This window comes from Roseibium sp. SCP14, assembly GCF_040329475.1.
Classification (GTDB): Bacteria; Pseudomonadota; Alphaproteobacteria; order Rhizobiales; family Stappiaceae; genus Roseibium.
In genome coordinates, this window is sequence record NZ_JBDZYH010000001.1 from 891,870 (window position 1) to 916,855 (window position 24,986).

At 56.9% G+C, this 24,986-nt stretch carries 17 protein-coding genes, 1 tRNA gene and 1 pseudogene; 5 read left to right on the forward strand and 14 right to left on the reverse strand.

All coding sequences use genetic code 11. The features are described 5' to 3' along the window. Positions 1 to 153: 153 nt before the first annotated feature. Entirely contained in the window at positions 154 to 633 is a 480-nt protein-coding gene (locus tag ABLQ08_RS04140) for a DUF3124 domain-containing protein (RefSeq protein WP_352939854.1), read from the forward strand. 33 nt (positions 634 to 666) lie between these two features. Here ABLQ08_RS04140 and murA read toward each other — a convergent pair whose 3' ends face one another. After that, entirely contained in the window at positions 667 to 1,956 is a 1,290-nt protein-coding gene (gene murA / locus ABLQ08_RS04145; protein WP_352939855.1) for a UDP-N-acetylglucosamine 1-carboxyvinyltransferase, read from the reverse strand. A gap of 181 nt (positions 1,957 to 2,137) precedes the next feature. Next, entirely contained in the window at positions 2,138 to 2,317 is a 180-nt protein-coding gene (locus tag ABLQ08_RS04150; RefSeq protein WP_352939856.1) for a hypothetical protein, read from the reverse strand. Positions 2,318 to 2,768: 451 nt separating this feature from the next. On the opposite strand from ABLQ08_RS04150, the gene ABLQ08_RS04155 reads away from it, so the two are divergent. After that, positions 2,769 to 2,843: transfer RNA gene (locus ABLQ08_RS04155), tRNA-Thr, on the forward strand. A gap of 423 nt (positions 2,844 to 3,266) precedes the next feature. Here ABLQ08_RS04155 and ABLQ08_RS04160 read toward each other — a convergent pair. Both ABLQ08_RS04160 and ABLQ08_RS04165 read right to left on the reverse strand, forming a co-directional pair. Continuing rightward, positions 3,267 to 6,500: an autotransporter outer membrane beta-barrel domain-containing protein gene (locus ABLQ08_RS04160; RefSeq protein ID WP_352939857.1), complete on the reverse strand. Its 3,234-nt coding sequence runs from the start codon at positions 6,498 to 6,500 to the stop codon at positions 3,267 to 3,269. A gap of 272 nt (positions 6,501 to 6,772) precedes the next feature. Next, positions 6,773 to 9,985 carry an autotransporter outer membrane beta-barrel domain-containing protein gene (locus ABLQ08_RS04165; RefSeq protein ID WP_352939858.1) on the reverse strand — a complete coding sequence of 1,071 codons (3,213 nt, stop codon included), beginning with the start codon at positions 9,983 to 9,985 and terminating at the stop codon, positions 6,773 to 6,775. Positions 9,986 to 10,346: 361 nt separating this feature from the next. Here ABLQ08_RS04165 and ABLQ08_RS04170 point away from each other — a divergent pair, with 361 nt between their 5' ends. Together ABLQ08_RS04170 and ABLQ08_RS32650 are read left to right on the forward strand one after the other, a co-directional pair. After that, entirely contained in the window at positions 10,347 to 12,437 is a 2,091-nt protein-coding gene (locus ABLQ08_RS04170; RefSeq protein ID WP_352939859.1) for a tetratricopeptide repeat-containing sulfotransferase family protein, read from the forward strand. Between the two features lie 82 nt (positions 12,438 to 12,519). Beyond that, a pseudogene (locus tag ABLQ08_RS32650) lies at positions 12,520 to 13,379 on the forward strand (IS481 family transposase); the annotation flags it as partial. A 326-nt stretch (positions 13,380 to 13,705) separates the two neighbouring features. Here the strand turns inward: ABLQ08_RS32650 and ABLQ08_RS04185 are convergent. The 3 genes from ABLQ08_RS04185 to ABLQ08_RS04195 all read right to left on the reverse strand — a co-directional run bounded on the left by ABLQ08_RS04185 (position 13,706) and on the right by ABLQ08_RS04195 (position 17,053). Beyond that, positions 13,706 to 14,626, reverse strand: a complete 921-nt coding sequence (locus ABLQ08_RS04185; RefSeq protein WP_352939861.1) for a hypothetical protein — start codon at positions 14,624 to 14,626, stop codon at positions 13,706 to 13,708. Positions 14,627 to 15,187: 561 nt separating this feature from the next. After that, on the reverse strand, positions 15,188 to 15,679 hold the full coding sequence (locus tag ABLQ08_RS04190) for a helix-turn-helix transcriptional regulator (RefSeq protein ID WP_352939862.1): 492 nt from the start codon (positions 15,677 to 15,679) through the stop codon (positions 15,188 to 15,190). Positions 15,680 to 16,135: 456 nt separating this feature from the next. Beyond that, complete coding sequence (locus ABLQ08_RS04195) at positions 16,136 to 17,053, reverse strand: LysR family transcriptional regulator (protein ID WP_352939863.1); 918 nt, start codon at positions 17,051 to 17,053, stop codon at positions 16,136 to 16,138. Positions 17,054 to 17,179: 126 nt separating this feature from the next. On the opposite strand from ABLQ08_RS04195, the gene ABLQ08_RS04200 reads away from it, so the two are divergent. Beyond that, a complete protein-coding gene (locus ABLQ08_RS04200; RefSeq protein WP_352939864.1) occupies positions 17,180 to 17,479 on the forward strand; it encodes a hypothetical protein in 300 nt (99 codons plus the stop codon). Between the two features lie 134 nt (positions 17,480 to 17,613). Here ABLQ08_RS04200 and ABLQ08_RS04205 read toward each other — a convergent pair whose 3' ends face one another. The 7 genes from ABLQ08_RS04205 to ABLQ08_RS04235 form a co-directional block, all read right to left on the reverse strand. After that, positions 17,614 to 18,894, reverse strand: coding sequence for a TRAP transporter large permease (locus tag ABLQ08_RS04205; RefSeq protein WP_352939865.1), 1,281 nt, complete (start codon positions 18,892 to 18,894; stop codon positions 17,614 to 17,616). A gap of 4 nt (positions 18,895 to 18,898) precedes the next feature. Next, positions 18,899 to 19,432, reverse strand: a complete 534-nt coding sequence (locus tag ABLQ08_RS04210; RefSeq protein WP_352939866.1) for a TRAP transporter small permease — start codon at positions 19,430 to 19,432, stop codon at positions 18,899 to 18,901. 59 nt (positions 19,433 to 19,491) lie between these two features. Further along, the gene (locus ABLQ08_RS04215; protein WP_352939867.1) at positions 19,492 to 20,472 is read right to left on the reverse strand and encodes a sialic acid TRAP transporter substrate-binding protein SiaP; all 981 of its coding nucleotides are present in this window, start codon (positions 20,470 to 20,472) and stop codon (positions 19,492 to 19,494) included. 795 nt (positions 20,473 to 21,267) lie between these two features. After that, complete coding sequence (locus ABLQ08_RS04220; RefSeq protein WP_352939868.1) at positions 21,268 to 22,116, reverse strand: metal ABC transporter permease; 849 nt, start codon at positions 22,114 to 22,116, stop codon at positions 21,268 to 21,270. Then, positions 22,116 to 23,033 carry a metal ABC transporter permease gene (locus ABLQ08_RS04225; RefSeq protein ID WP_352939869.1) on the reverse strand — a complete coding sequence of 306 codons (918 nt, stop codon included), beginning with the start codon at positions 23,031 to 23,033 and terminating at the stop codon, positions 22,116 to 22,118. Before ABLQ08_RS04225 ends, ABLQ08_RS04220 begins: the two co-directional genes overlap by 1 nt. Next, positions 23,033 to 23,905 carry a manganese/iron ABC transporter ATP-binding protein gene (locus tag ABLQ08_RS04230; RefSeq protein ID WP_352940511.1) on the reverse strand — a complete coding sequence of 291 codons (873 nt, stop codon included), beginning with the start codon at positions 23,903 to 23,905 and terminating at the stop codon, positions 23,033 to 23,035. Before ABLQ08_RS04230 ends, ABLQ08_RS04225 begins: the two co-directional genes overlap by 1 nt. A gap of 118 nt (positions 23,906 to 24,023) precedes the next feature. Next, complete coding sequence (locus tag ABLQ08_RS04235) at positions 24,024 to 24,926, reverse strand: metal ABC transporter substrate-binding protein (RefSeq protein ID WP_352939870.1); 903 nt, start codon at positions 24,924 to 24,926, stop codon at positions 24,024 to 24,026. Positions 24,927 to 24,986: the final 60 nt, after the last annotated feature.

The window sequence follows — 24,986 nt, forward strand, 5'->3', positions numbered from 1 at the left end:
TAAACTTTCTTCCTCCCAAAAGACTCTGGCCGTTCGACGATCCGGCTTCATCCGTCTGGTTTCAAGTGTCTTCCGGTTGCGCTTGCATTCGCGCACCGTATTTTGGAAAGTTTCGTGAATTGCTGAGCTTAACTTAAGGCATTAGGGGGCTAGATGATCAAAAAACTCACCGTCGTGGCTGTTTTGGTGACTGTTTTGGCGATACCGGCGGCCGGTGCGCAGGACCTGCTGCAGAAAGCCCTAGGGGAAACCATTTACGTCCCGGCCTATTCCCGGATCTTTTCCTATCCGAACCGCTCTGACCTGCTTGCAGCGACACTTGCCGTTCACAACGTCGACCAGAAGACCCCCATCACGCTTACCCGCGTCGACTATCACGGTGAAAATGGCGAGCTTTTGCGCAAAATTCTTGAAAACCCAGTCGAACTGGCGCCGTTGCAATCCAAAACCGTGCTGATCCCGATCAACGATACCACCGGTGGTGTCGGCTCGAATTTTCTGGTTGCCTGGAAGGCTTCCGCCCCCGCCCTCAGCCCGATCGCAGAAGCGATCATGACCAGCGGCAGCGGTGGCCCTGGGCCGTCATTCACTTCGCGCGGGCGGGTCGTCTCCCGTCAGATGCCATCGGAATAGCGGGGAAAGCGGCAGTCAATCTGCCGCTGGCGATCAGCCGGAAATCCGCTCGATCCTGGCGCCGCAGCGCGTGAGCTTGTCTTCCAGACGCTCGAACCCGCGGTCCAGATGATAAACGCGACTGACCGTGGTTTCACCTTCCGCGGCCAATCCGGCAATCACCAGGGAAACCGATGCACGAAGATCAGTTGCCATAACAGGTGCTCCGCGCAGAGTGGAAACACCTTCCACTGTTGCCGTGCGGCCATCTACATGGATCTGCGCGCCAAGGCGGGCCAACTCCTGCACGTGCATGAACCTGTTTTCGAAAATGGTTTCGGTAATCCGGCTGGCACCACCTGCCTTTGTCATGAGCGCCATGAACTGCGCCTGCAGATCGGTCGGAAATCCGGGGAAAGGCTCGGTCGTCACATCGACCGGCTGAATGCCATTGCCATTGCGGTAAACCTTGATGCCCTCATCTGTCTGCGTGATATCGGCCCCGGTCTGGCGCAAGGTGTCGAGGGCGTTTTCCAGAAGATCCGTCCGCGCGCCCTGCAGCAGAACATCACCGCCGGTCATGGCGACTGCCATGGCGTAGGTTCCCGTTTCGATGCGGTCCGGAACAACCGCATGATGAGCGCCATGCAGCCGCTGGACGCCCTGGATGCGAATTGTCGGTGTTCCCTCACCTTCAATTTTTGCTCCCATGGCCTTCAGGCACTTGGCCAGATCGACCACTTCCGGTTCGCGGGCAGCGTTGACGATCTCGGTTTCGCCCTTGGCCAGCGTTGCCGCCATCATGATGGTGTGTGTGGCGCCGACAGAGACTTTCGGAAATTCCACACGCGCGCCTTTGAGGCCGCCCGGCGCCCTGACGACCACATAGCCGCCTTCAATTTCGATATCCGCGCCAAGCGCCGCCAGACCATCGATAAAGAAGTCGACCGGCCGGGTGCCGATGGCGCAGCCCCCCGGCAACGAGACACGAGCTTCGTGCATTCGGGCAACCAGTGGACCGATGACCCAGAAACTGGCACGCATTTTCGAAACAAGTTCGTATGGAGCGGTCGTATCAACGATCTCGCGGGCCGTGAGGTTCAGAGTCTGGCCGGCAAGGTCATCCTGCCCGCTTCGCTTGCCGTTCACCGAATAGTCGACACCATGGTTGGAGAGGATCTGCATCAGCTGCGCCACGTCACGCAGACGCGGGACATTCGACAGTGTCAAGGTTTCATCTGTCAGCAGCGATGCAATCATCAGCGGCAACGTTGCATTCTTGGCCCCGGAAATCGGGATAATTCCGTTCAGCTCAGCACCGCCAACGACTTTAATACTATCCATATGAAACCCCGAACCCGTTGCCCGCATCCTGGCCGCGAACACGCGCGGCACCAACCTCAATAATTCTCACATCAGACGAGCGATCTACACGCTCCTTATGACCCATGCAAGGCACGCGAATGCTCACAATCGGGCATTCTCAAGGCAATTGTCCTGACGGCTTTGCTCAAGCCCGGTACAGCTAGCCGTCCTTGCGTGACTTGGCGGCGCTTTTGCGCCGGCGCAAATTGGCCCGCAGCGCTTCCGCAAGTCGCTCTTCCTTGGTCGGCTTTTTTTCTTTGGAGGCATTCTTGCCACCAGCTCCGGCATCGTCATCCTGCCCGGAGACAACGGATTGCTCTTGCTTGTCTTTTTCGCTCATCTGCGTTCTTCAGCCATGTTTTCCATGCTTTGTTTAGCAAGCTTGCAGGCCGCAGCAAAGCCCGCGAGGCGTCTCCCCACAAGTGTCGCTTCAGTTCCCTGCTCATCATCTAAGGCAGCGAGCAATCAAAATCATTGCCCCCACCCACCGACGCTCTCCAAGAGCTCAATTCCGAGCCTCGGGTAATATCCACAGGCTCGACAAAAAAGCCGGGTGCCGCCGAAATCCTCCGGAACACAGCGTTCACCGGCCTCTAAAAGGCCGCAGGGATTCGCCTTGCAAAAAAAATCCAAATCACTTCTTGCGTCCCGAAAGCTCTTGTGGCAAAAGCCCCATCAATCCGGTCGGCACCGCTGATCGGCACCAGCATTCGCGTCCCGAAACGAACAGTTGTTACTGCCTTCTTTCGAACGCAGGGCCCGCCAGAGACCAGGCGTTCCGCCCATCAGATGCTGCCGTAGCTCAGGGGTAGAGCACTCCCTTGGTAAGGGAGAGGTCGAGAGTTCAAATCTCTCCGGCAGCACCATTTAAAGTTCCTAAATAGATGAATAAATTCAGTCAGCTAAGCTGAAACTGTTACCATCTTTCACCTGAGAAACATCAACGCTTTTCGCATCTTCTTGCAGAAACAAGCATCGAATATGCAGCATGTTTCGTGCAAATCCCATGCAGCTTTGTACCTGCTTTGCTCTTCTGCTGCGTCGACTATTTGCAGTCCGGGTTAAGAATTTGGAAGCCTAGCAGGCTGCAATCTCTGCTCTCTGAAACTCCGGCGTCGCGAGGTTGGCATCTGGTCGAAACGAAAGGGCAATTCCAACAATGCCACCGAAGCCTACCCGCGCCCCTCATCAGCCGAATGTCTGAGCAAAAAAAAGCGCAGGCCCAATTGTGGACCTGCGCCAGTGCGACAAGTTGCGGGAATGTCGCGAAGTTTCGGAACTTGCTGCTTCTAGAAGGTCAGCTTGTAAACGGCGGAAACGGCCTGGGTCATGCTGTCCTGGCCAATTCCCGTCTGACCCTGAAGGGACAGAGTGCCGTTGGAGCCTACCGGCTGGTCGTATCCGAGCCGGAGCTCACCGAACGTGTCGGTACGGGCGACATCGGAGGTCAGGCTGGCACCGCTGCCGAAGATGGAAACATCCACGACCGAAGGGCCATCCACATTCCGGTAGACCGCTGCCGCGGAGGCTGTGAGGATGCCCGGCCCCAGTTTGGCCGCCACCGTCGCGCCGACATTGATTTCCGAGAAGGTCACATTGCGGCCGTCGACAGTGGCGTTGGCACTCGATCCGGTTTCCGTGTAGCCGCCATATTGCTGGTACCCGAGCCTTGCCAGCGCCTCAGGGGTCAGGATCAGCGTGTCCGTCAGGCCGAAATCCCTGCTGACACCGATCTGTCCGGTCAGAACCGTGCTGGTGAAATCGCCCTTTGCATCGGCGCTGCCGCCGATGGTGCGGTAGTTCGTGTGGCTGAACCAGCCGGCGCCACCGCCCGCACTCAGATCCAGGAACCCGAAGTCCTGCGCGATCTGGGCACTCAGAAAGCCTCCGGTCGTGTCCAGCGAGTTCGGCGACTGGCTGGCGGTGCCCTTCGCATAACTCAGGCCGACGCCGTAGCGGGTTCCGTTGCCGAGGTCCCGGGTGACGCCGAAATTGAGGCTGTTGAGGTTGGAGTCTGCGCTGGCGGCATCCGCGGTGCTGTCCTGCCTTGCCTGGCTCAACGTGACGCTCACATAGGGGCTGAACGTGCTGGTCGCTTCAGGTGTGCCGTTGAAGGCGTAGGCTGCCCGGTCGAACCTGTTCTGCCGGTCGGAATTCTGCAGTTGCCTTGAGAGCTGGTTGTTCAGGTCACCGATCAGGAACGGTACGAGCGTATTCAGCTGGAAATCTGAGCCGCTGACCGCCGCGTAGACCGGAGACGCACCGCCTGCATCCTGAGCGAACCAGGCACCGTTCGGCACAGTAACATTGGTCTTGAACTCACCCGCTGCAGTGTTGGCATCCTCGAACCGGTAAACGGCCGCCTCGCCCACATGCGTCAGGTTGACGTTGTGATCGGCGACCCGGATCAGCTGATCGATGCTGGCGGTGCTTTCGATATTGAGCGTACCGTTTCCTCTGCTCAGGGAAATGCCATAGCTTTGGTCCGGTGCGCTGACCGAGATATCGCCCGTCACGTTCAATGTGCCATTCAATTCCCGAATGCGAATCCCATCTGCGAATGCCGATGAACCATCGGAGGCCGCAGATACGTTCAGCACTCCCGAGTGGGTCACTGTGGCACCGGCATCCACGAGGAAAACGCTAATCCCGTAGGCATCGGCGCCAGCCCCGCCTTTCCCTACGGCCGCCACATTGATCGTCCCGGAGTTCGAAACGTTGCCCCCGACCTGTAGGTTGAACACATCCAAACCGACAGCAATGGGTGCACTGCCGCCGGACTTTTCCGCCACGACGTTGATCGTACCTGCGTTCGACAGACGTCCGTTATTGGTACCTGTACGAATCCCGGTTGCAGTTGCGAACGACACGCCGGCCGCCTTGAGCGATACATTGATCGTACCGGCATTGGAAAGCTCTGCTGCGCTATTGCTCAGGAAGCCAGCATCGATGCCTACCGCACTGGCGGTGCTCCCTCCATTGCTCACGGTCGCGGCGAAGATATTGCCGGAGTTAGCAAATCTCCCGTCTACACGAATGACATCGACGCCGGTCGCAAATGCGCTTGTGTCCCCCGATACCAATGCGACTATCGTGCCGCTGTTCGTCAGCGTTCCCGACAATCCAATGCTCTGGGCAATACGCAGGCCGGTGGCCGTTGCGGTTGTCCCATTCGCCGTTGCACTGATTGATCCCGAGTTGGAGAATTGCCCATTGATGTCATTGACGTTCAACCCAGCAGCAAGAGCCAAACTGCCGTTCGCAATTGCGCTGAGCGTGCCGGAATTGACGAGCGTCCCGGTGACATCTCTTGCGGTCAAGGCGTTAGCCTCGGCGGTACTGCTGGCATGTGCGACAGCGCTGATGCTTCCACTGTTTGACACGCGTGCACCGGTTGCAATTTGCGCGCTACTCAGGCCTGTCGCCGTCGCACCACCCGCCGCGGCGGTCGCCATGACATCTATTGCCCCACTATTGCTGAGCTGACCATCAACATCGTTGACGTCAAGTCCATACGCTTCCGCCCTTCTGGTGCCCAGCACATTTACGGTCACCACGCCAGTGTTGCGAACTTTGCTCGTGGAAGCCAAATTTGGGAGGTGGATACCGTATCCGTCGGCGAAAGAGCGGTTACTTATCGCATTCACCGTGATTTGCCCGCTGTTGGTCAGCGTGCCACCTACCGGGTTAGAAGTAAAACTGCCGATACCATAAGCAGAAGCGTGGCTGACCCCACTGACCTGAATATCCAGCGTCCCGGAATTGATGACGGTCCCGGCGAGGGAAGCAAACCGTAGCCCGAAAGCGAAACCTGTTGAGCTTGAAGCATCCGCAATGGCAGTGACCGTACCGGTGTTCGACAGGTTACCGGTACTTGCAATATTCTGGACTCTTACGCCTGTCGCACGAGCGTTGGAACCCACAGCGATCACATTGAGCGTGTTGCTGTTGGTGATCTGACCGGAAAGATCATCGGTATTGATGCCCTTGGCCCTGACCAATCTCGTCGAGCGCGTGATCACGTTGACAGCGCCCATGTTGGCGATAGCCCCGGATATAGCACCAGAAACGTCAATACCAGTTAGTGGGGTATCGGTAGCGTCAGTATAGGTAAGATCCACGGTCCCGATATTTGAAATTGACCCGGACAGAGCTCCATTGATGTCAATCCCGACGTGCGGCGCGCTGCTGCCGCTACTCGATGAGACTGTGCCCGCGTTGGTCAACGTGCTGGTGTAATCGGCCAGGTTAATTTCGACAACAGCCGCACCCGTAAGCGGGTCAACCGTTACCGATCCAGCAGAGGTGATCGTGAGATCAGTATCGGTTGTGCTGACGACCGGGGTCGTTGTCGGCGTGTTTATGGTCTGCGCCAAGGCGCCTCCCACCATCAGGGCCGTGGAAGAAACCGAAAACGCGAAAATCGACGGGGCAAGGCTGGCCGCCTTTCCCTTCCACTTCGTTATCCGCCCTCCTGTTCTGCTCGATGTTCCACGCCGTTCCCCAAAACCAGTCAGGTTCATTCCAATTCCCCAGCAGTAATTTGCTTTCCCCGGCGGCTGCTGCCGCGGCGCAACCGGGCCAAGGAGCAGTGAGGGTGTTGCTGTGCGGCTCACCGACAAAGTTATAAGTTACTGAAAAAACAAGTCTTATAACTTTGACATGTCGAATTTTCACGCTTCACAGGGCGCTGTCGCACGATTTGATTGTCGTTCTCCGGCGCAGGCATCAACTGCGCTGCCTGTGCCGTAAGCGACCCTTGTGAAAGGGTCGCAAGGTCTGCAATTTGCCGCTTCTAGAAGGTCAGCTTGTAAACGGCAGAAACAGCTTGCGTCATGCTGTCCTGACCTATTCCCGTCTGGCCCTGAAGGGACAGAGTGCCGTTGGAGCCTACCGGCTGGTCGTATCCGAGCCGGAGCTCACCGAACGTGTCGGTACGGGCGACATCGGAGACTAGACTTGCACCGCTGCCGAAGATGGAAACATCCACGACCGAAGGGCCATCCACATTCCGGTAGACCGCTGCCGCGGAGGCTGTGAGGATGCCCGGCCCCAGTTTGGCCGCCACCGTCGCGCCGACATTGATTTCCGAGAAGGTCACATTGCGGCCGTCGACAGTGGCGTTGGCACTCGATCCGGTTTCCGTGTAGCCGCCATATTGCTGGTACCCGAGCCTTGCCAGCGCCTCAGGGGTCAGGATCAGCGTGTCCGTCAGGCCGAAATCCCTGCTGACACCGATCTGTCCGGTCAGAACCGTGCTGGTGAAATCGCCCTTTGCATCGGCGCTGCCGCCGATGGTGCGGTAGTTCGTGTGGCTGAACCAGCCGGCGCCACCGCCCGCACTCAGATCCAGGAACCCGAAGTCCTGCGCGATCTGGGCACTCAGAAAGCCTCCGGTCGTGTCCAGCGAGTTCGGCGACTGGCTGGCGGTGCCCTTCGCATAACTCAGGCCGACGCCGTAGCGGGTTCCGTTGCCGAGGTCCCGGGTGACGCCGAAATTGAGGCTGTTGAGGTTGGAGTCTGCGCTGGCGGCATCCGCGGTGCTGTCCTGCCTTGCCTGGCTCAACGTGACGCTCACATAGGGGCTGAACGTGCTGGTCGCTTCAGGTGTGCCGTTGAAGGCGTAGGCTGCCCGGTCGAACCTGTTCTGCCGGTCGGAATTCTGCAGTTGCCTTGAGAGCTGGTTGTTCAGGTCACCGATCAGGAACGGTACGAGCGTATTCAGCTGGAAATCTGAGCCGCTGACCGCCGCGTAGACCGGAGACGCACCGCCTGCATCCTGAGCGAACCAGGCACCGTTCGGCACAGTAACATTGGTCTTGAACTCACCCGCTGCAGTGTTGGCATCCTCGAACCGGTAAACGGCCGCCTCGCCCACATGCGTCAGGTTGACGTTGTGATCGGCGACCCGGATCAGCTGATCGATGCTGGCGGTGCTTTCGATATTGAGCGTACCGCTGCCGCTGCCCAAGAAGATGCCGTAGTTCGTCTCCGCCCCGGAAACCGCGATATCACCGGTCACATCGAGCGTTCCTGAAAAGACACCGGCAAAGATGCCAAAGGCATTGGAGCCTGGCCCGCCGGCGCTCTCGACGGTGATCGAACCGCTGTGGGCCAACCTGCCGCCAAGCATCTGCCCCGCAGCGATACCATAGACATGTACATTGGTGGCACTGGAGGCGGCGACGCCGGTCGAGCGCACCCGGATGTTTCCGGAGTTCTCCAGGTTCCCCTGGAACAGGCCTACTCCTATGCCCGTTGCATACGTCTCTACCCCGTTTTCGATGTGCGCGCTCACATCGATGGTACCGGAATTGGTAATGCTGCCGGTGCCTTCGAGAACAAAAGTGGCAAGACCAGTCACGCGCCCGCTCGTCTGGCCGTTGCCGGTTACCAGGATCGTACCCGAATTGTCGACTGCCCCCGCCAGGCTGGGGATTTCCATCCCAAGAAGAAACAGGCCGGACCTGTTTCCAGAGGCGGTTGCAGAGATCGTCCCGGAGTTGTGAATGCTGGCTCCTGCGGCGACTGGATTGTGCAGCCTGACGCCCATGGCGAGCACCGTATCGCCTTCAGCCCGGGCCAGGATTGTGCCGCTGTTCGAAACCGATCCGCTAAGGTCACGCAGATCCAGGCCGAAGGCGGAGACACTCGTTTGACCGAGAGCCCTTGCCGTGATCACTCCGGAGTTTTGGATACTGGCGCTTGCTCCTACAGAATTGCTCCCCCTGACGCCTACGGCAAGCGCCGTATTTCCCTGTGCCAGAGCCGTGACTGTGCCGCTGTTCGAAACCGATCCACTGATGTTTTCCAGATTAAGGCCGTATGCGGAGGCCTGCGTTCGGCCGTAGCTTTCTGCAACAACCGCACCGCTGTTCGACAGGCTGCCTTCGGAAGAAAGCGTATTCAGTCTGATGCCGGAGGCATTAGCCTGGTTGACGCCGTCAATGAGGACTTCAACGGTTCCGGAGTTGCTGAAACTGCCCCCATTGTTGAGGTTGCTTATGCCGGTGGCATAGCCGCTGGACGCGGAACTTCCGGTGCCGGTTGCACTTACCGATATCGTTCCGCTGTTTACGAAGGGTGTCCCGGCGAAGATCGCATCCATGCTGATGCCAATGGCGTTGGGATTGGTCCCCGCAAAGGCTTCAACAGTAATCGATCCCGAGTTTGTCAGGGAACCGAATACCGGATTTACCACGCGCAGCCCGTAGGCGGATGCTTCGGAGGCTGCAGTGGCCTTGACTGTGATCGTGCCGGAGTTGGTGGCACTTCCAAAGAGGAAGGACGTTTCCACACCAAATGCCGATGCCGAGCTGCCCGTCGCAACCGAAGAAATCAGACCCGAATTCTCAAAGTCACCTGTGATAATGCCGGCTTCCACACCGACGCTGGTGGCGGTGACGGCATCCACCGTGACATCGATGTTACTCGTGTTGATCAGCGAGCCGGATATGGTCGACGATTCGATCCCTGTGGCCTGCCCTAACAGACCGCCGTTCAGGTTGAGCAGAATCGTACCGTTGTTTTCGACGACGCCAGCGATGCTAGCGGCCTGAATTCCACGCAGAAGATCGTTGACGGTGCCGGTCGTGGAAATCTCGATCCTGTTGTTGTTGATGAGCTGTCCTGAAAGCGTGTTGCGGACTTCGATACCGGCGCGGGATCCGCCGGCAATGTTCGTGCCGAAAATGATGCCGTCGTTCAGCAAGGTGCTGGTGTAGTCGGGAACATCGATCGTGACCAGAGCATCGGCATTCAAAGGGTCCACTTCGATGGTCCCTGTCGATGTCACTGTGCCGTCCTGATCGGTCGTGATAACGACTGGCGCCGTTGTCGGCGTGTTTATGGTCTGCGCCAGAGCTCCATCGACCATCAGGGCGGTGGACGAAATCGAAACGGCAAAGAGCGACGGGGCAAGGCTGGCCACCTTTCCCTTCCACTTCGTTATCCGTCCGCCTGTTCGTGTCGATGTTCTACGTTGTTCCCGTTGATCAATCAGGTTCATTCCAAATCCCCAGCACCAAATCGCTTTCCCCCCACGGTTGTTGCCGAGGGGACGACCGGGCTGAGGACTAATGGGGGCGTTTCCGCGCGACCAGCCAACGAAAGTTATAAGCTGCTGAAAATGCTGACCTTATAACTTTGGTTTATCGGGTTTATGCGCCGGGCGAGGCATTGTTGCGGGGATCTGATTGTCTTCTTTGAAGACATCGAAAGCGTTTCTTGCTCAGTTTGAAGCATGTTATGGCGGAAAGCCGGTTCATTCGCCTGGACAGCGATCAAAATCGCCCTGGTCAAACAATTCAATCAGGCAAAACACGCTTGTGCACATTCTAACCCCATCCGGACTGTTCTGAAAGCCTTCAATGCCGAATCAAACCACTCAACAACTCACGCCCGCCGACGCGATCAACCTTGCCCGGAACCACTTCGAAGCAGGCGAGCTGGGGGCCTGCCAATATCTGTGCGAGCGCATTCTGGCCGCACTGCCGTCACATGCGCTGGCGCGTCATCTGCTGGGTCTCGTCGCCCACAGGCAGGGCCGCATCGATGCAGCACTGGAGCAGCTGCAGGCATCGCTGACGCTGGCACCGCAGAACCCGATGTTCCTCTCCAACACGGTCGAGGTCATGCGGTCGGCAAACCGGATCCCGCAGGCAATCGAGACCGGCGAGCGGGCGATCAAGGCCGCGCCGGACTCGGCATCCGCACATTCGAATCTGGCGCTCGCCTGTTATGACGACGGGCAGCTCGAACGAGCAAAGGCACTGCATGCAAAGGCGCTGGATCTGGACCCGAACCACGTCGCGTCGCTGAACAATCTGGGCAGCATTTCCAGAGATGAAAAGGAGCTGGAACAGGCCGTCGAGACGTATCGCAAGGCCCTGCGCCTGCAGCCGCACAATCTGGAAGTGGCGAACAATCTGAGCACTGTTCTCATCGAAATGGATCGGCTGGAGGACGCACAGATCGAAGTCGCGCGGATCCTCGCCGGTCACCCGAATGATATTGAGGCCGTCGCCAACCAGGCACGCATTCATCTGTCCCGCCTCGATCTCGATGCGGCGGAAGCCACCTTCCGCCGGGTGCTGGCGCTCGATCCGGAGCGCGATGTCGCCTATCTCGGCCTGTCCCAGGTTCTTCTGGAAAAGAACCACCCGGAAGCTGCACGTGCCGCTGCTGAAGAAGCCTTGAACAAAGCCCCCGAAAACGCCGGAAACCTGCATCAGTTGGGCGTCTGCTACAATGCGCTGTCAAAGCCCGAGAAGGCCCGGGAGTTCTACGACCGGGCGCTTCGGGTCGACCCGGCGTTCAAAGCGAGCCTCATCGGACGCGCGCATCTTCACATGGAACTCGGCGAGATGGACGTGGCACGTGCCAGCTTTGCAGAAGTCCATCGCCTGGACGCTGCAGACGTGTCTCCGCTCATCGGACTGAGCCGCATCGACAAGATCCGAGACGCCGAAGATCCGGTGTTCAAGGCTCTGGAACATCAACTGCCAAATGCCGCCGCCATGTCGCCTGCGAACCAGATTGCCTTCCGGTTCGGGCTGGGCGACTGCTATGATGCGCTCGGGCGATTTGACGAGGCTTTTGAACAATATGCGCAAGGGGCCGCGTTGAAGCGCTCCAAGATCCATTATGATGCGGAGGCTCGGGACCGTCAGGTGGACGCGATCGTTGACTGCTTCACACCAGAGTTCATCGACTCTCTCCGCCCGTTTGCCAACCCCTCTGCCAAACCCGTCTTCGTGCTCGGCATGCCACGGTCCGGCACGACGCTGACGGAATCCATTCTGGCAAGCCACCGAAGCGTTTTCGGAGCCGGAGAATTGACGGATCTGCAGCGGTTCTTCGGCTTTGACAATGGCAATAGCCACCAGCCCTATCCGTTGAACCTGACGGGATCGACGGGAGAGGCCCTGCAGGCTCTTGCCGGCCGCTATGTCGCCTGCCTTGACGGGTATTCGGCCGAAGCTGCCCATGTGACCGACAAGATGCCGTCGAACTTCAATCTGGTCGGACTGATCCATGCCTTGCTGCCGAATGCGAAGATCGTTCATGTTCGCCGCAACGGCATGGACACCTGCCTGTCCTGTTTCACACGGCTGTTTGATCGCAGCCAGCACCAGAGCTACGACCTTGTCGAGCTGGGCCGTTACTACAACGGCTACCGGCGTCTGATGGACCATTGGGAAAAGATGCTGCCCGCCGAAGCCTTTTACACGCTCGACTATCAATCGCTTGTTGAAGATCCGACAGGTCAGTCACGAGCGCTTCTGGAGGCTTGCGACCTCCCCTGGGACGACGCCTGTCTCGCGTTCCACACAGCCAAGCGACGGGTCAAGACCGCGAGCATCACTCAAGTCCGGCAGCCGGTTTACAAGAGCTCGGTGGAAAAGTGGCGGCGCTATGAAAAACATCTCAAGCCGCTCGCCAGCGTGATCGGGGCCTAGATGCGAGATCTGAGCAGGTTGTTCATCCGCTTTGAAAGCTTGAAGGTGTTTGCGACCAAACATTCACCGGAAGGTTTCAAGGATGAACGACCAGCACAAGAATGCCCGAACAACGCCGTTGGGTCGAGCCGAGATGATCCGCCGGATTGTCGAAGAAAGGCGTCCGCTTGCGGCGGTCGCCACAGAGTTCGGCCTGAGTGAGCGTCGCGCGCGGGAATGGCTCAGGCGGTACAGGGAGCTGGGGGCTGCTGGGCTTGAGAACCGGTCCTCCAGGCCGCGCACCGTCGCCAACAAGACCATGGCACATCAGGTTCATGGTCTTGAACGGTTGCGGCGAGAGTATCGCCTGACAGGAGCGGAGATCGCGGCCAAACTGGGTCTTGCCCATTCGACGGTTTCGGGTTGGTTGGCTCGTATTGGTCTTGGCCGTCTCGCCAGCCTTGACCCCAAACCACCCGTGCGGCGGTACCAGCGCCAGTCCCATGGCGAGATTTTGCACTGGACATCAAGAAACTCGGACGGTTCGAGCGGACAGGACACCGGATCACCGGTTCTCGGCGGGGCCGCAGTCAAGGCGCCGGCTGGGACTACCTGCATGTGGTCATCGACGACGCCACCCGACTTGCCTATGTCGAGGTCTTGCCCGACGAGACACGTCATTCCACGACCAGCTTCCTGCGTCGGGCGCTGCGCAGGTTCAAGGCACGGGGCGTCCAGGTCAAGCGCGTCATGACCGACAACGGCTCCGGCTACATTGCCAGATTGTTTCGACGAACCCTCCTGCGCCTCTCCATCCGTCACATCAGAACACGGCCCCATACACACAAAACCAACGGCAAGGCGGAGCGCTTTATCCAGACCATGCTCCGAGAATGGGCCGACGCAATTCCGTTCAGATCGTCCCTCACACGCGAGGCCGACCTGCCAAGATGGCTTGACTGGTAAAACAACAAACGGCCACACATGGGCATCAAAGGCAAAACGCCAAATCAGGCTCTAACCGGAACAACCTGATCGGAAACCACAGGCCCAGGGGCCGGTGGTCCATGTTCCGCCCGCGGTTTCGAACGTGTCGTAGAAATAACTGTTCTGGGTCCCCGTGAAGCGAAATGTCGTGGCATCCCATTCCGGCTTCAGCTGTATCGAGATTTTTTGATAGTAGTTGGTGTTTCCGAACTGTGTTGTCAGGTCGGTTGTTATGTGCCCGAACGCGCTGTTCAGACTGCTGGCAATTTCGTACGCCTGAGCTTTTGCCCGTTGCTCGTCACTTACGTCCTGACGCCGAAGCCGGGCGGCACGGTGCCTCCAAGCTCTTCGATGATGACGCCGGTGTAATGGGTCAGCACGTCTTGCGGCGAATGCAGCAGCATCTGCTGAAGTGTGACCAGCCGCTGCGGATCCTCGAGGAAATAGGGAACAACGTAGTCGAAGAATTCGTCGCTCAATCCCCAGGACGCGATGGAGACAACCGATTGCAGGACGGCAACGCCGATTTGCTCCGCGCTGCCGTCGCCCTTGGCAACGGCAACAATTCCCGGAGCAAGATAAGTTGCAATATTGACCTTGCTCACAGCCGCTTTGGCCGCCGGAGGCAGCGGCAAAGCGCCCATGAAGGACGTCACCGCCTTGACCGAAGTCGCAACAGCAAGCCCGATATTTTCCGGACTGGTGTCCCCGGCACTAAGTTTTTGAAAATAACCCCGTGCGTCCGAAAGCGAATTCATCGCATCAAGGACACCCTGATTGAACTGGGCCCTCTCTTGCTGCGTGCTCGGCAGGTAGCCTGCAGCCGATGGATTCGCCGCGATCTGCGCCTGGAAGTTCGCCAGCATACCAGCCGATAATTGCGCCGCCCGGGCTTCCAGTTCCGCGGGCGTAAAATTCGCATCGGGCTGCGACGTCAACCCGGATGCGCTGTCGACCTGAGCCAACAGCACATCGGCAATCTGGCGCACGGCCTGGACGGTCAACGGATTTGCGGCACCACCCCCCTTGTCCGCTGCAATCAGCGACGCAGAGAGGTCTATGTTTTCCTGCTGAATTTCTGCGGCGGAAAGGCCCTGATCTGAACTGCCATAAAACCCGGCGTCGGACAGATCGAGGATCGGCGTGCCGTCGCCCACGGCTGCCCGAAAATAGGCTTCGTAGATGGCAAAGGCCTCAGCATCAGTCGTAACCGTCTTAACCACCCAAGCTCTCCCGCGTACCGCAGCTTCCAATGGGACGCCACTGTTCCGACCGAGAACCCAGGTGCCGCAAGCAGAAAAAATGCGCCCTGAGAGCGCATGTTATTTTTTCTGCCTGGCCTGTTCCCCAGCCCGGCGCCCTATCTCAAGTGCGGCGCCAACGGACCCTGCCGGCCCTGCCATTTCAAAACACGTCCCTTGCCCCGGCATCGGATGATGCTGGAGTTGCCTAGAAGACGAGAAATTTCGAAATTGCAGGCAAGCCGGGCCCGCACGCGGATGGTGTAAGGATGCGTAGCGACAGAAGCAATAAACCAAAGGATTATGCCTTGATTTAAAAGGAAAAATTCCATCCATCGCAATTTGATCGCGCGTTGCGGGCCCTTGCCGCTTGCCCGATTGGTGGAGCTCACCTGCGAGTGAAATCGACAAGGTGAACCGCGACAAACAAAAAAGGGCGGCCGTGGGGCCGCCCGGGATGAATTCGAATTCCTTTCAGGTGCACAAAAAGTACCTGTGCCTGCTCTCCGAGGCCGGATCTAAGCCGTTCCGAACCCGCAAGCTCTAGGCGGCGACTGAACCGCCGTCGGTCAGTTCTTCAAGGAGAAAACCGAGAAGCTGGTTTTTGCCTGCAAGTCCTGACTTTGTGTAGATGGAATGGGTCTGGGCCTTGATCGTGCCCGTGGCGGCGCTGCGGATTTCCGCGATTTCATTGTTCGAGCAGCCCTTGAGGATCAGCTTGGTGACCTCGCGCTCCGATGGAGTCAGGCCCCAGGAATCGTAGTGCGCTTCGAGCAACAGGTTGAAGGACCCTGAGGCCGCCTTCAGTCTCTCTTCCAGAGAATCGCGCGTCTTCTGCATCGACTTGAATTCGATGCCCAGAATGATGGTGGCAATCAACAGCGATCCCAGGATGAAGAATTCCCAGATGTGCATGTCGTCCCAGGTCTCGATCCACTCAACCCCCATCGACTCGCCGACATCTTCAAAGAGCATGACCAAGGTACAGAAAAGGGCTAAATAGAATGCAATCTTAACTCGTTTGTCGTTGCGCATGCCTGTTTGAAACCTCTCCTGATTTTCGACGTAACTCACGAAACTACCGACACTTGTGCGGCAAGATCACCGACGGTTCGCGTGGTAAATCATCTGCTGCATCTTGTGCCACGGCATCTGCTGGGCGAGTTGCTTTGATCTGTTCCGGCAAGCGGAAGATTGAAGACTAGCCCGCACTTCCTCGTTGAAGTTGGAGTTCGGGTCAAGTTAAAATCAGTAACGCTGTCGTAATAATGTTCTCTCTGGCCAGCAGACTGTTGAAAAACATTGCTGAATTTCTGTCTCATATTAAAGTTATCATCATTGTTGCCGTTTGCCGGTAAGCAGGTTGAATCTATTGGAAAGTCGACAGCTGGAGACTGCTCACCTTTTAGTTGAATCTACGACAAATCTCACCATCGAAGATTGATCCGCATCGCCTCGTAGACACGCCCGGCCTGGCACTCCATCATTGCCTCAATTTTGTCGTCCGGGCACTTCCTTTTTCAAGGTCTCCAGTATCAATTCTCGAATCGCAGCGTGTTCCGGATCGTTGTCGAGGCGGCGGTGCCAGTGGAGTGAGGTGCTGAAACCATCCATCTTGAAGGGCAGTTCGAAGAGGTGAAGACCAAATGCGCGCGCGCCTTCTTCCGCGACGAGCCGGGGCAAGGTCAAAATGCAATCGGTCCGGGCAACGAACTGGCAGGCGGTCAGGAAGTGCGGCACGCTGATGGTGACGTTTCTGGACATCCCCTTTTCCATCAGATGCTCATCAACAAGTCCATGAAAGCCGCCTTTGTCCGGCGAGACGATCATATGGTTCAGTCTGACGAATTGCTTCAGGCTCGGGCGCTTGCCGACTTCCGGATGGTTTTTCCGGCAGACACAAACGAAATCCTGGTAGACCATCTCACGACTGATCAGGTTCTTGTGGACGTCACGCAGATAAGCCATCACGAAATCCGCCCGCCCGGTTGTGAGCTCGTCGGCAAGGGTTGCCCGGTTATAGGGGCGCACCTCTATCTGCATGCCCGGTGCAACATTTGAAAGTTCCGCCAGAACCTGCGGCAGGATCAGGCATTCTTCCATGTCATGTGCAACGAGCCTGAAACGGCGCGAGATTTTTGACAACTCGACCGAACGTCTGGATTGGGTTTGCGTCAACAGCTTGAGCTCTTCAACGTGACGCTCGATATCTGCACCAATGTCCGACGCGAACTGGGTTGGAATGACACCCCGGCTCGCCCTGATGAACAACTGGTCGCCGAACTGATCGCGTAGTCTTGCAAGAGCATTGGAAACCGCGGGCTGCGTCATGCCAAGTGCCCTGCCGGCCTTGGAGAGGTTTTGATGACGCATGATCTCCACGAAAACAGGGAAGAGATTGTAGTCCATTCAGGTAACCGTTCCTGACACAGTGATATCATCTGAATCTATATCATTTTATGCATTTAATAAATTTCAGAAATGACACGCCAACTCTTATTCTTCCACCGATGTCAGACACACAGGGAGAGAACGATGAGAAATGTTCTGGTCGAATATGTTTACACCGGCAACGAGGAGCCCTGGCAGCAACTGATTGCGGATTTCCTGAATGCGGTCGAGGCGGATGCGCGGCTTGCCGGTCGCTTTCACTACCAGGTATTCAGCATGCCGGAAGGCCGCAAGGTTCATATAGGCCGCTGGGACACGGACGAAACCTTGAAGACACTGCAATCACAGGCGTTCTTCAAGACCTTTGCCGAGGGCATCAAGGGATTTGCAGGCGACAGTCTGAAAAGCGGTTTTGGCAATGAAGTGTTTTCGACCGGACAGTAAATCACGCAAACCATGACGGCGACCGCCTTCGCTCAATGGTTCAGCCAACGCATTCCAACTGAGACACAATGAAAAAGGGACTGAAGGTCGCTGACCTTCAGTCCCTTTTCACGTCAACCTGGCCCCTAGGTGCGTTACTTACCGTACACCAGATCCGGAAGCCAAAGTGTCATCGCCGGAATGAATGTCAGGAGTAAAAGCACACCCAGAAGCGGAACAAGAAAGGGCAAAGTTGCTGCAACACATTTTTCAAATGGAACCTTGGAAACGCGGGACAGAACAAAAAGAACCATCCCGACTGGGGGCGTCAACAGACCCAACATCAAGTTCAGGATGACGATGATTCCAAGGTGCACCGGGTCGATACCGAACTGGCCGGCGACAGGCATGAGCACCGGAACGAGAATCGAGATCGCCGCAATTGTCTCCATGAAAAGGCCGACGATCAGGACGACTAGCATGATCAGCAGGAGAACAACTGCCCGACTATCGGTGAAGGACAGGACGAATTCGGCGAAGTGACTTGCGATCTGGTTGGCTGTCAGAATCCAGGCAAACACGCTTGCCGCCCCTACGATCATCATGATCGCCGCTGTCGTCTCGATGGTCTCCAGGGAAATGACCATCAGTTTGCGCAAGGTAAGACTGCGATAGACCACGCTTCCCAGAAGCAGTGCATAGGCGGCGGCCCCGATCGCTGCTTCTGTGGGTGTGAAGGCCCCGGTGACGATGCCTCCGACAATGATCACTGGCGTCAACAGAGGCAAGAAAGCTTCACGAAACCGACTAACGATGAGCGAGGGCCTAAAATCGACGTCCCTGGGATAGTGTCTCTTGCGCGATGTCCACCAGACCATTGCCGACAGAGCAACGGCCATCAGCAGGCCGGGCACAATTCCGGCGACAAACAGCTTGCCGATCGAAACAGAAGCCATAACGCCAAAAATCACAAGCGGCAGTGAAGGCGGAATGATCGGGCCTATGGTTGAAGATGCGGCAGTGATGCCGACGCTGAAATCGTCATCGTATCCAGCTTCCCGCATGGCCTTGATCTCAATTGCGCCGAGGCCTCCCGCATCTGCGACAGCGGCGCCGGACATGCCCGCGAAAATGATGCTTGCACCAATGTTGACGTGACCCAATCCGCCATGCATCCACCCCACCAACGCACGAGCAAATCCGAAAATGCGCGCTGTGATCCCGGCAGAATTCATAAGTGCACCCGCCAGAATGAAAAACGGGATCGACAGCAATGGAAAGCTGTCCATGCCATTGACCATGTTGTGGAATAGCAGCACCGGAGGCATGCCCGCATAGAGAATGTAGGCAAAGGAAGACAGCGCCAGAGAAAACGCGATGGGTACTCTGAGCAACATCAACGCAAAAAGCGAAGCAAAGAGAATTGTCAAAGCCATTGGGTCACCTTCCCGCGCTTCGTTTGACCGAAACGATCATCTGCCAGAGCACCGTCACCGCATTGAGACCCGTCAGAGCCATCACAGCGGCGTAAAGGTAGTATTTCGGGAACGGCAGCGAGACCATCTGCTGAAACGACGTACGCTGGATCAGGCCGTATGCAGACCATATGATTACGCTGAACAAGACGAACGTCATGGCCAGTGCGAACAGCCGGACCCAGGGCAGATACCGGCCATAGTATTTATCGACAAATTCCAGCACGATGTGTGATCCCTTCGCCTGGCACCGGACAGCTCCGGCGAAAGACAGCAGGATCAGAAGGTAGCGGGCCGCCTCCTCCGTCCAGGAAATCGAGTCGTTCAGAACATAGCGTGTGAAGAACTGGAGAAATACGACAAGGAACAAAGCTGCGAACATCGCGACCAAGGCGTAGTCCGGCCAATGCAGCTTGAACTTTTCGAAGTGCGCTTCGTCCTCGGCAGCCATTGCCGAGAAGTCGATATCGACTTCCTCAAGCCGTGAGGTATCGGTCATGTTGCGGTCTTTCCGAACTGGGAAACGAGCCCCTGAATCGTCAGAGGCTCGATCAGATCTTATTCCTTGATCGCCTGCAGGCGTTCAAACGTTTCTGCATCCCAGGGAACGTCCGATCCCTTGAGCATCGGTGCAACAGCTTCCATAAACGGCTTGCGATCAACATCGTTGACCGTCACGCCCTCTTCGCGAAACCAATCTACCAAGGCGCCTTCTGAAGCCACGATCTCATCCGAAGTTACGGCGGCGGCATCAGCCAATGTGTCCAACAGGAGCTGACCGTCGTCGCCCATTTTGGCCAAGGTGACCGGCGAAACGACGATTGCAAGCGAATTGGTAATATGACCGGTCAGGTTGATATTGCTCTGAACCTCATAGAATTTCTTGAACTGAATGGTGGGCAGCGGGTTTTCCTGCGCGTCAACGACGCCCTGCTGAAGCGCGAGATAGACTTCGGAAAACGCCATCGGGGTGGGGTTCGCGCCTGTCGCTTTCGGGAACATCTGATAGGCCGGAGCATTGGGTGTCCGGATCTTCAGTCCTTCCATATCGGAAGGAGAAAGTATCGGCTTGTTCGACGTGACATGGCGTGCGCCATAGTAAGTCATCGTCGCGATCGTGTTGCCGGAAACCTCTTTGTATTTCTCCGCCATTTCCGCGAACAGGTCAGAATTGACATAGGCCTTCCAGTGATCATAGGACCGCATTGTGAACGGATAGTCGGAAATGCTTATCGGGCCGTAGCTCTGCCCCAAAAACGCAACCCCTGTGAAAATCACATCCACCGTACCTAAAGACAAGGCTTCGTTAAGCGCTGTTTCCTTGCCCAGCTGGGATGCCGGAAAGACCTCCATCTTGTAGCGGCCGTCTGTCGCCTTTTCCAGCTGCTCGGCAGCTCGCACAGCTGCAGCATGATACGGCGTAGAAGCCTCATAGACATGCCCGAACCTCAAGACGTCTTGCGCCTGAGCCGAAAGGGTCAGCACACCAAAAGCACAAGCTGCGCCCAAGGCGAGCTTCGAAACAAATCCAGATTTCATTTGATCTCCTCCCATTCAGGGCAAAGCTGACTCCTCGTTCGCGCACCCTGATATTTAAGAATGAAACATTTATTTGAATTTAAATCAACCCATCGCAAGGCTGCTGAATTTTGCTCATCGAGTCCCTCAATTCGATGGCAATACGGATTCAGCACCTCTCTTCCCAAACCGGTTTCCTCCGCGACCTGCACAAGCAGAGCTTAAGCAAGTCACTATGTTTTTTATTATTTTAAACACTATTTGTCCAACAATTTTTTCAATTGCTTCAATCTATAACCGGTAGTTGAACAATTTCCAGGCTAGTTGGTCTCAGATCTCACCAATCTCTGTACATAGTGAGGCTGGCCTCTCGAAGGTCGAGAGGGCTTATGTTTCAGGGGTAAACAGCGTCAGCGGGGAACAGAAAACTCCTGACAGATCATTTCAAAAAAAGATTGAGTAACCTTCATCTGACCGTGCACAGGCTGCGTTTCGGCCAGAGAGAAAACGAACAACAACCGTCTGTTGTTGCACCTCAATCGCAGACAAAACAGAGAGCTGACCATCCCGGAAATGCTTCAACCACCGGACCTCGCACCGGCTCCAAATCAACAGTTGGAACCTGGCTTTTGGGATACTGCGCAATGCGCAACCTGGGCCTGCCCCGCATTGCGTGCGCGGGTGTTACCGCAGAAAACCAGCCCCAACTCGAAACTGAATTCTCAACAATACATTTTTTTCGAAACAACAAGCATCATTCACGCATACTTTGCGTGAATGAGCAGCGTCAGGAAGTCAGACGAATTACGCACTCCCCTACCCGGCCTCCACTCGCCGCTGCGACATCTTCCGCGTCAAAATCATCCGCCTGATAAACGCTACGATGAAAATACCGGTCAGGATCAGGATAATGGTCGGTGCCGGCGCGCTGTCGAGGAAAAAGCTGGCATAGGTGCCGGCAAGCATGGAGGCCATGCAGACCAAGACCGACACCCAGAGCATGGTGCCGAAAGTCCGCACCAGCAGGAAAGCGATAGCACCGGGCGCAATCAGAAGACCGATCGCAAGGATCAGCCCTGCAGCCGACAAAGTCGCGACTATGGTCAAGGACAGGGCCGCCAGCAGGCCGTAGTGAAGGAGATTGACCGGCAGGCCAGAGGCTTGAGCCTGTGCGGCGTCGAAACTGTGCAGGACAAGGTCCTTCCACTTCAGAACCAGGGCAGCGCCAACTACGACGGCGATAATTCCGGCGGTGAGCAAGTCCTTTGTGCCGACGCCGAGCATGTTGCCGAAGAGGATATGATCCAGGTGGGCATTGGTTTCGATGGAGACGTAAAGCACGATGCCGAGCCCGAACATTCCGGAAAAGACCACACCCATGACAGTATCCTGCTTCACGCGGCTGTTGCCGGACAGGAAACCGGTTGCAAGAGCACAGAGCATTCCGGCGGCAAATGCTCCGATCAGCAGCGGTATGCCGGTGATGTAGGCAAGCACGATGCCGGGCAGGATCGCATGACTGACGGCATCACCCATGAGCGCCCAGCCTTTCATCACCAGAAAGCAGGAGAGCAAAGCTGTCGGGACGGCAACGATGATGCAGATCAGAAATGCGTTCTGCATGAAAGGGAACCTGAAGGGCAAAAGCAGCGTATCGAGATCCATCACAACATCTCCCCCTGCTTCGTCTGGCCGGACAGAAGTTCGGCGGGAACGACACTGTCACCAGGGCCTCTCTTCAATGCTTCGGCAGCCTTGCGTTTGGCTGCCAGAAGACCATGTTTGGGGGCAAGCAGGAACGCGATCAGGAAGATCAGGGTCTGTAAAGTGACGATGATGCCGCCGGTGGCTCCGTCGAGGAAATAGCTGACATAAGCTCCTGTGAAGCTGGTGAGCGAACCAATGGCGACGGAAAGCATGATCAGCCTCGGAAACCGGTCACACAGAAGATATGCAGTCGCACCGGGCGTCACCACCATGGCGATCACCAGAAAGGCGCCGACTGTCTGCATCGCTGCAACAACGGAGGCGGACAGCAGCACGAAGAAGACCGCTTTCAGCAAACCTGGCCGCAGGCCGATGGTACGGGCGTGGTTCTCGTCAAAGAACGTCACCATCAGGTCCTTCCATTTGGCGAGCAGAACTGCCAGTGACACGAAGCCGATGATGGCGAGTTGAAGCGTGTCTTCCGGAGTGATTGCCAGGATATTGCCCATTGTGATGGTCTGAACCGACACCGACATCGGATTGACGGAGACGATAAAGAGACCAAGGCCGAAGAAACTGGTGAAAATCAGACCGATGATCACATCGACCTTCAACCCGGAGCGCTCGGAGAGGAACAGCATGGCGCCAGCAGCCAGTCCGCCGGCAAGGAACGCGCCAAGGGAAAACGGCAGCCCGATGATGTAGGCACCGGCAACACCGGGCACCACCGAATGAGACAGCGCGTCACCGATCAGTGACCAGCCCTTCAGCATCAAGTAGGAGGAAAGAAAGGCGCAGACGCCACCAACCAGCGCGGAAACCCACATGGCGTTGGTCATGTAGGAATAGGTGAAAGGTTCCAGCAACGCTTCCATCACTTGCGCGCCTCTGTGGTCTGAACCTCATCGCCATATTGCACGAATGGACGCTCATCGTCGGTGAGGATGGTCACCTTGCGCTGGTCCCCATCGGTGTGCAGGGTTTCGTCGGAAATCGTGAAATGGCGCAGCACGCCGCCGAAGGCCTGTTCCAGATTATCCCGAGTAAAGGTCGTATCCGTCGGGCCGTATGCGAGAACCGTGCCCTTGACCAGAACTGTGCGATCACAGAATTCCGGCACGGAACCGAGATTGTGGGTGGAGACCAGCATCACCCTGCCCTCGTCGCGAAGCTCCTTCAACAGCGCAATGATCTGCTCCTCGGTCTTCACGTCGACACCGGTAAAGGGCTCGTCCAGCAGGATAACCTGCCCGTCCTGTGCAAGCGCCCGGGCAAGAAAGACCCGTTTGCGCTGACCACCGGACAGTTCGCCGATCTGACGATGGCGATAGTCCTGCATGTTAACGCGTCTCAGGGCCTCTTCGACGGCATCGTGATCGGCCTGTTTCGGCCGCCGCAAGAACCCCATATGGCCGTAACGGCCCATCATCACGACGTCTTCAACCAATACCGGGAACGACCAGTCGACTTCTTCCGATTGGGGGACATAGGCAACGAGATTCCTGCGCAGAGCGTCTCGCACCGGCAGGTCCAGGATCCGGATCGTGCCTTTGGCCGCCGGAACGAACCCCATGATCGCCTTGAACAAAGTGGATTTGCCGGCTCCGTTGACACCGACAAGAGCTGTCACGGTCCCACGCGGAATTTCAAAACTTGCGTTCCACAATGCGGTATGGCCATTGCGATAGGTCACCGTAACGTCTTCGGCGGAAAGCCCGCCACCATCCGCCTGCGCGGTCACATCCATTTCCAGGTCCTTGATGACATTCAGCATCGGGTCATACCATTTAAAAGCACAATTCAAAGGTTCACAAACAAAACCCCGCGGTTTCAGTCCGCGGGGTGATGAAATTTCTTCAGCACGATCAGTTTGTTGCCGCCTTCAGGCCGTCAGCGACCGTTCCGGCGGTTACCTTGAGAAGGTCCAGATAAGTCGGGACCGGGCCATCGGCTTCACTGAGGGAGTCAACGTACAGCTCTCCGCCATACGTAACGCCGGTCTCACGGGCGACCTGCTGGGCCGGGGCGGTGTTGACGGTACTTTCACAGAAGACCACCGGTATCTCGTTTTCCCTGACACCATCGATCACCGAGCGCACCTGCTGGGGCGTGCCAACCTGATCGGCGTTCATCGGCCACAGGTAAAGTTCCTTCATGCCAAAGTCGCGCGCGAGATAGCTGAATGCTCCTTCGCAGGTGACCAGCCAACGCTGTTCTTCCGGAATTTCAGCAACAGCTTCACGCAACGGTTCAATGGTTGCACGCAGCTGATCCTTGTAGGCCTTTGCGTTCTGCTCGTACACCGCAGCATTATCCGGATCTTGCTCGGAGAACGCCTTTTGAATGTTGTCGATGTAGACAAGCGCGTTGTCCAGCCCCATCCAGGCATGCGGATTCGGCTTGCCTTCATAGGACCCGGAGCGAATGGAAATCGGGTCGATGCCATCCGTCAGGGTTGCGGACGGGATTTCGCCAAGATTGGCAAGAAACTGCTCGAACCAAAGTTCCAGGTTCATGCCGTTCCAGAGGATCAGATCAGCATCGGAAGCGCGTACGATGTCCTGAGGCGTTGGCTGATATCCATGAATTTCAGCACCCGGCTTGGTGATCGAAACAACTTCGGCAGTGTCACCGGCAACATTCTGCGCAATATCCGCCAGAACGGTGAAGGTTGTAACAACCTTCATCTTGTCCTGCGCCATCGCGCCAGAGGCAAGACCTGCCGCCAAGGCGGTGAGCGATGCGGTGAAAACCAGCTTTTTGAGCATTACCAACTCCTGAAAGAGAGAAATCTCGTCGTGTTAGTTGCAAGTGATATTGCAAATCAT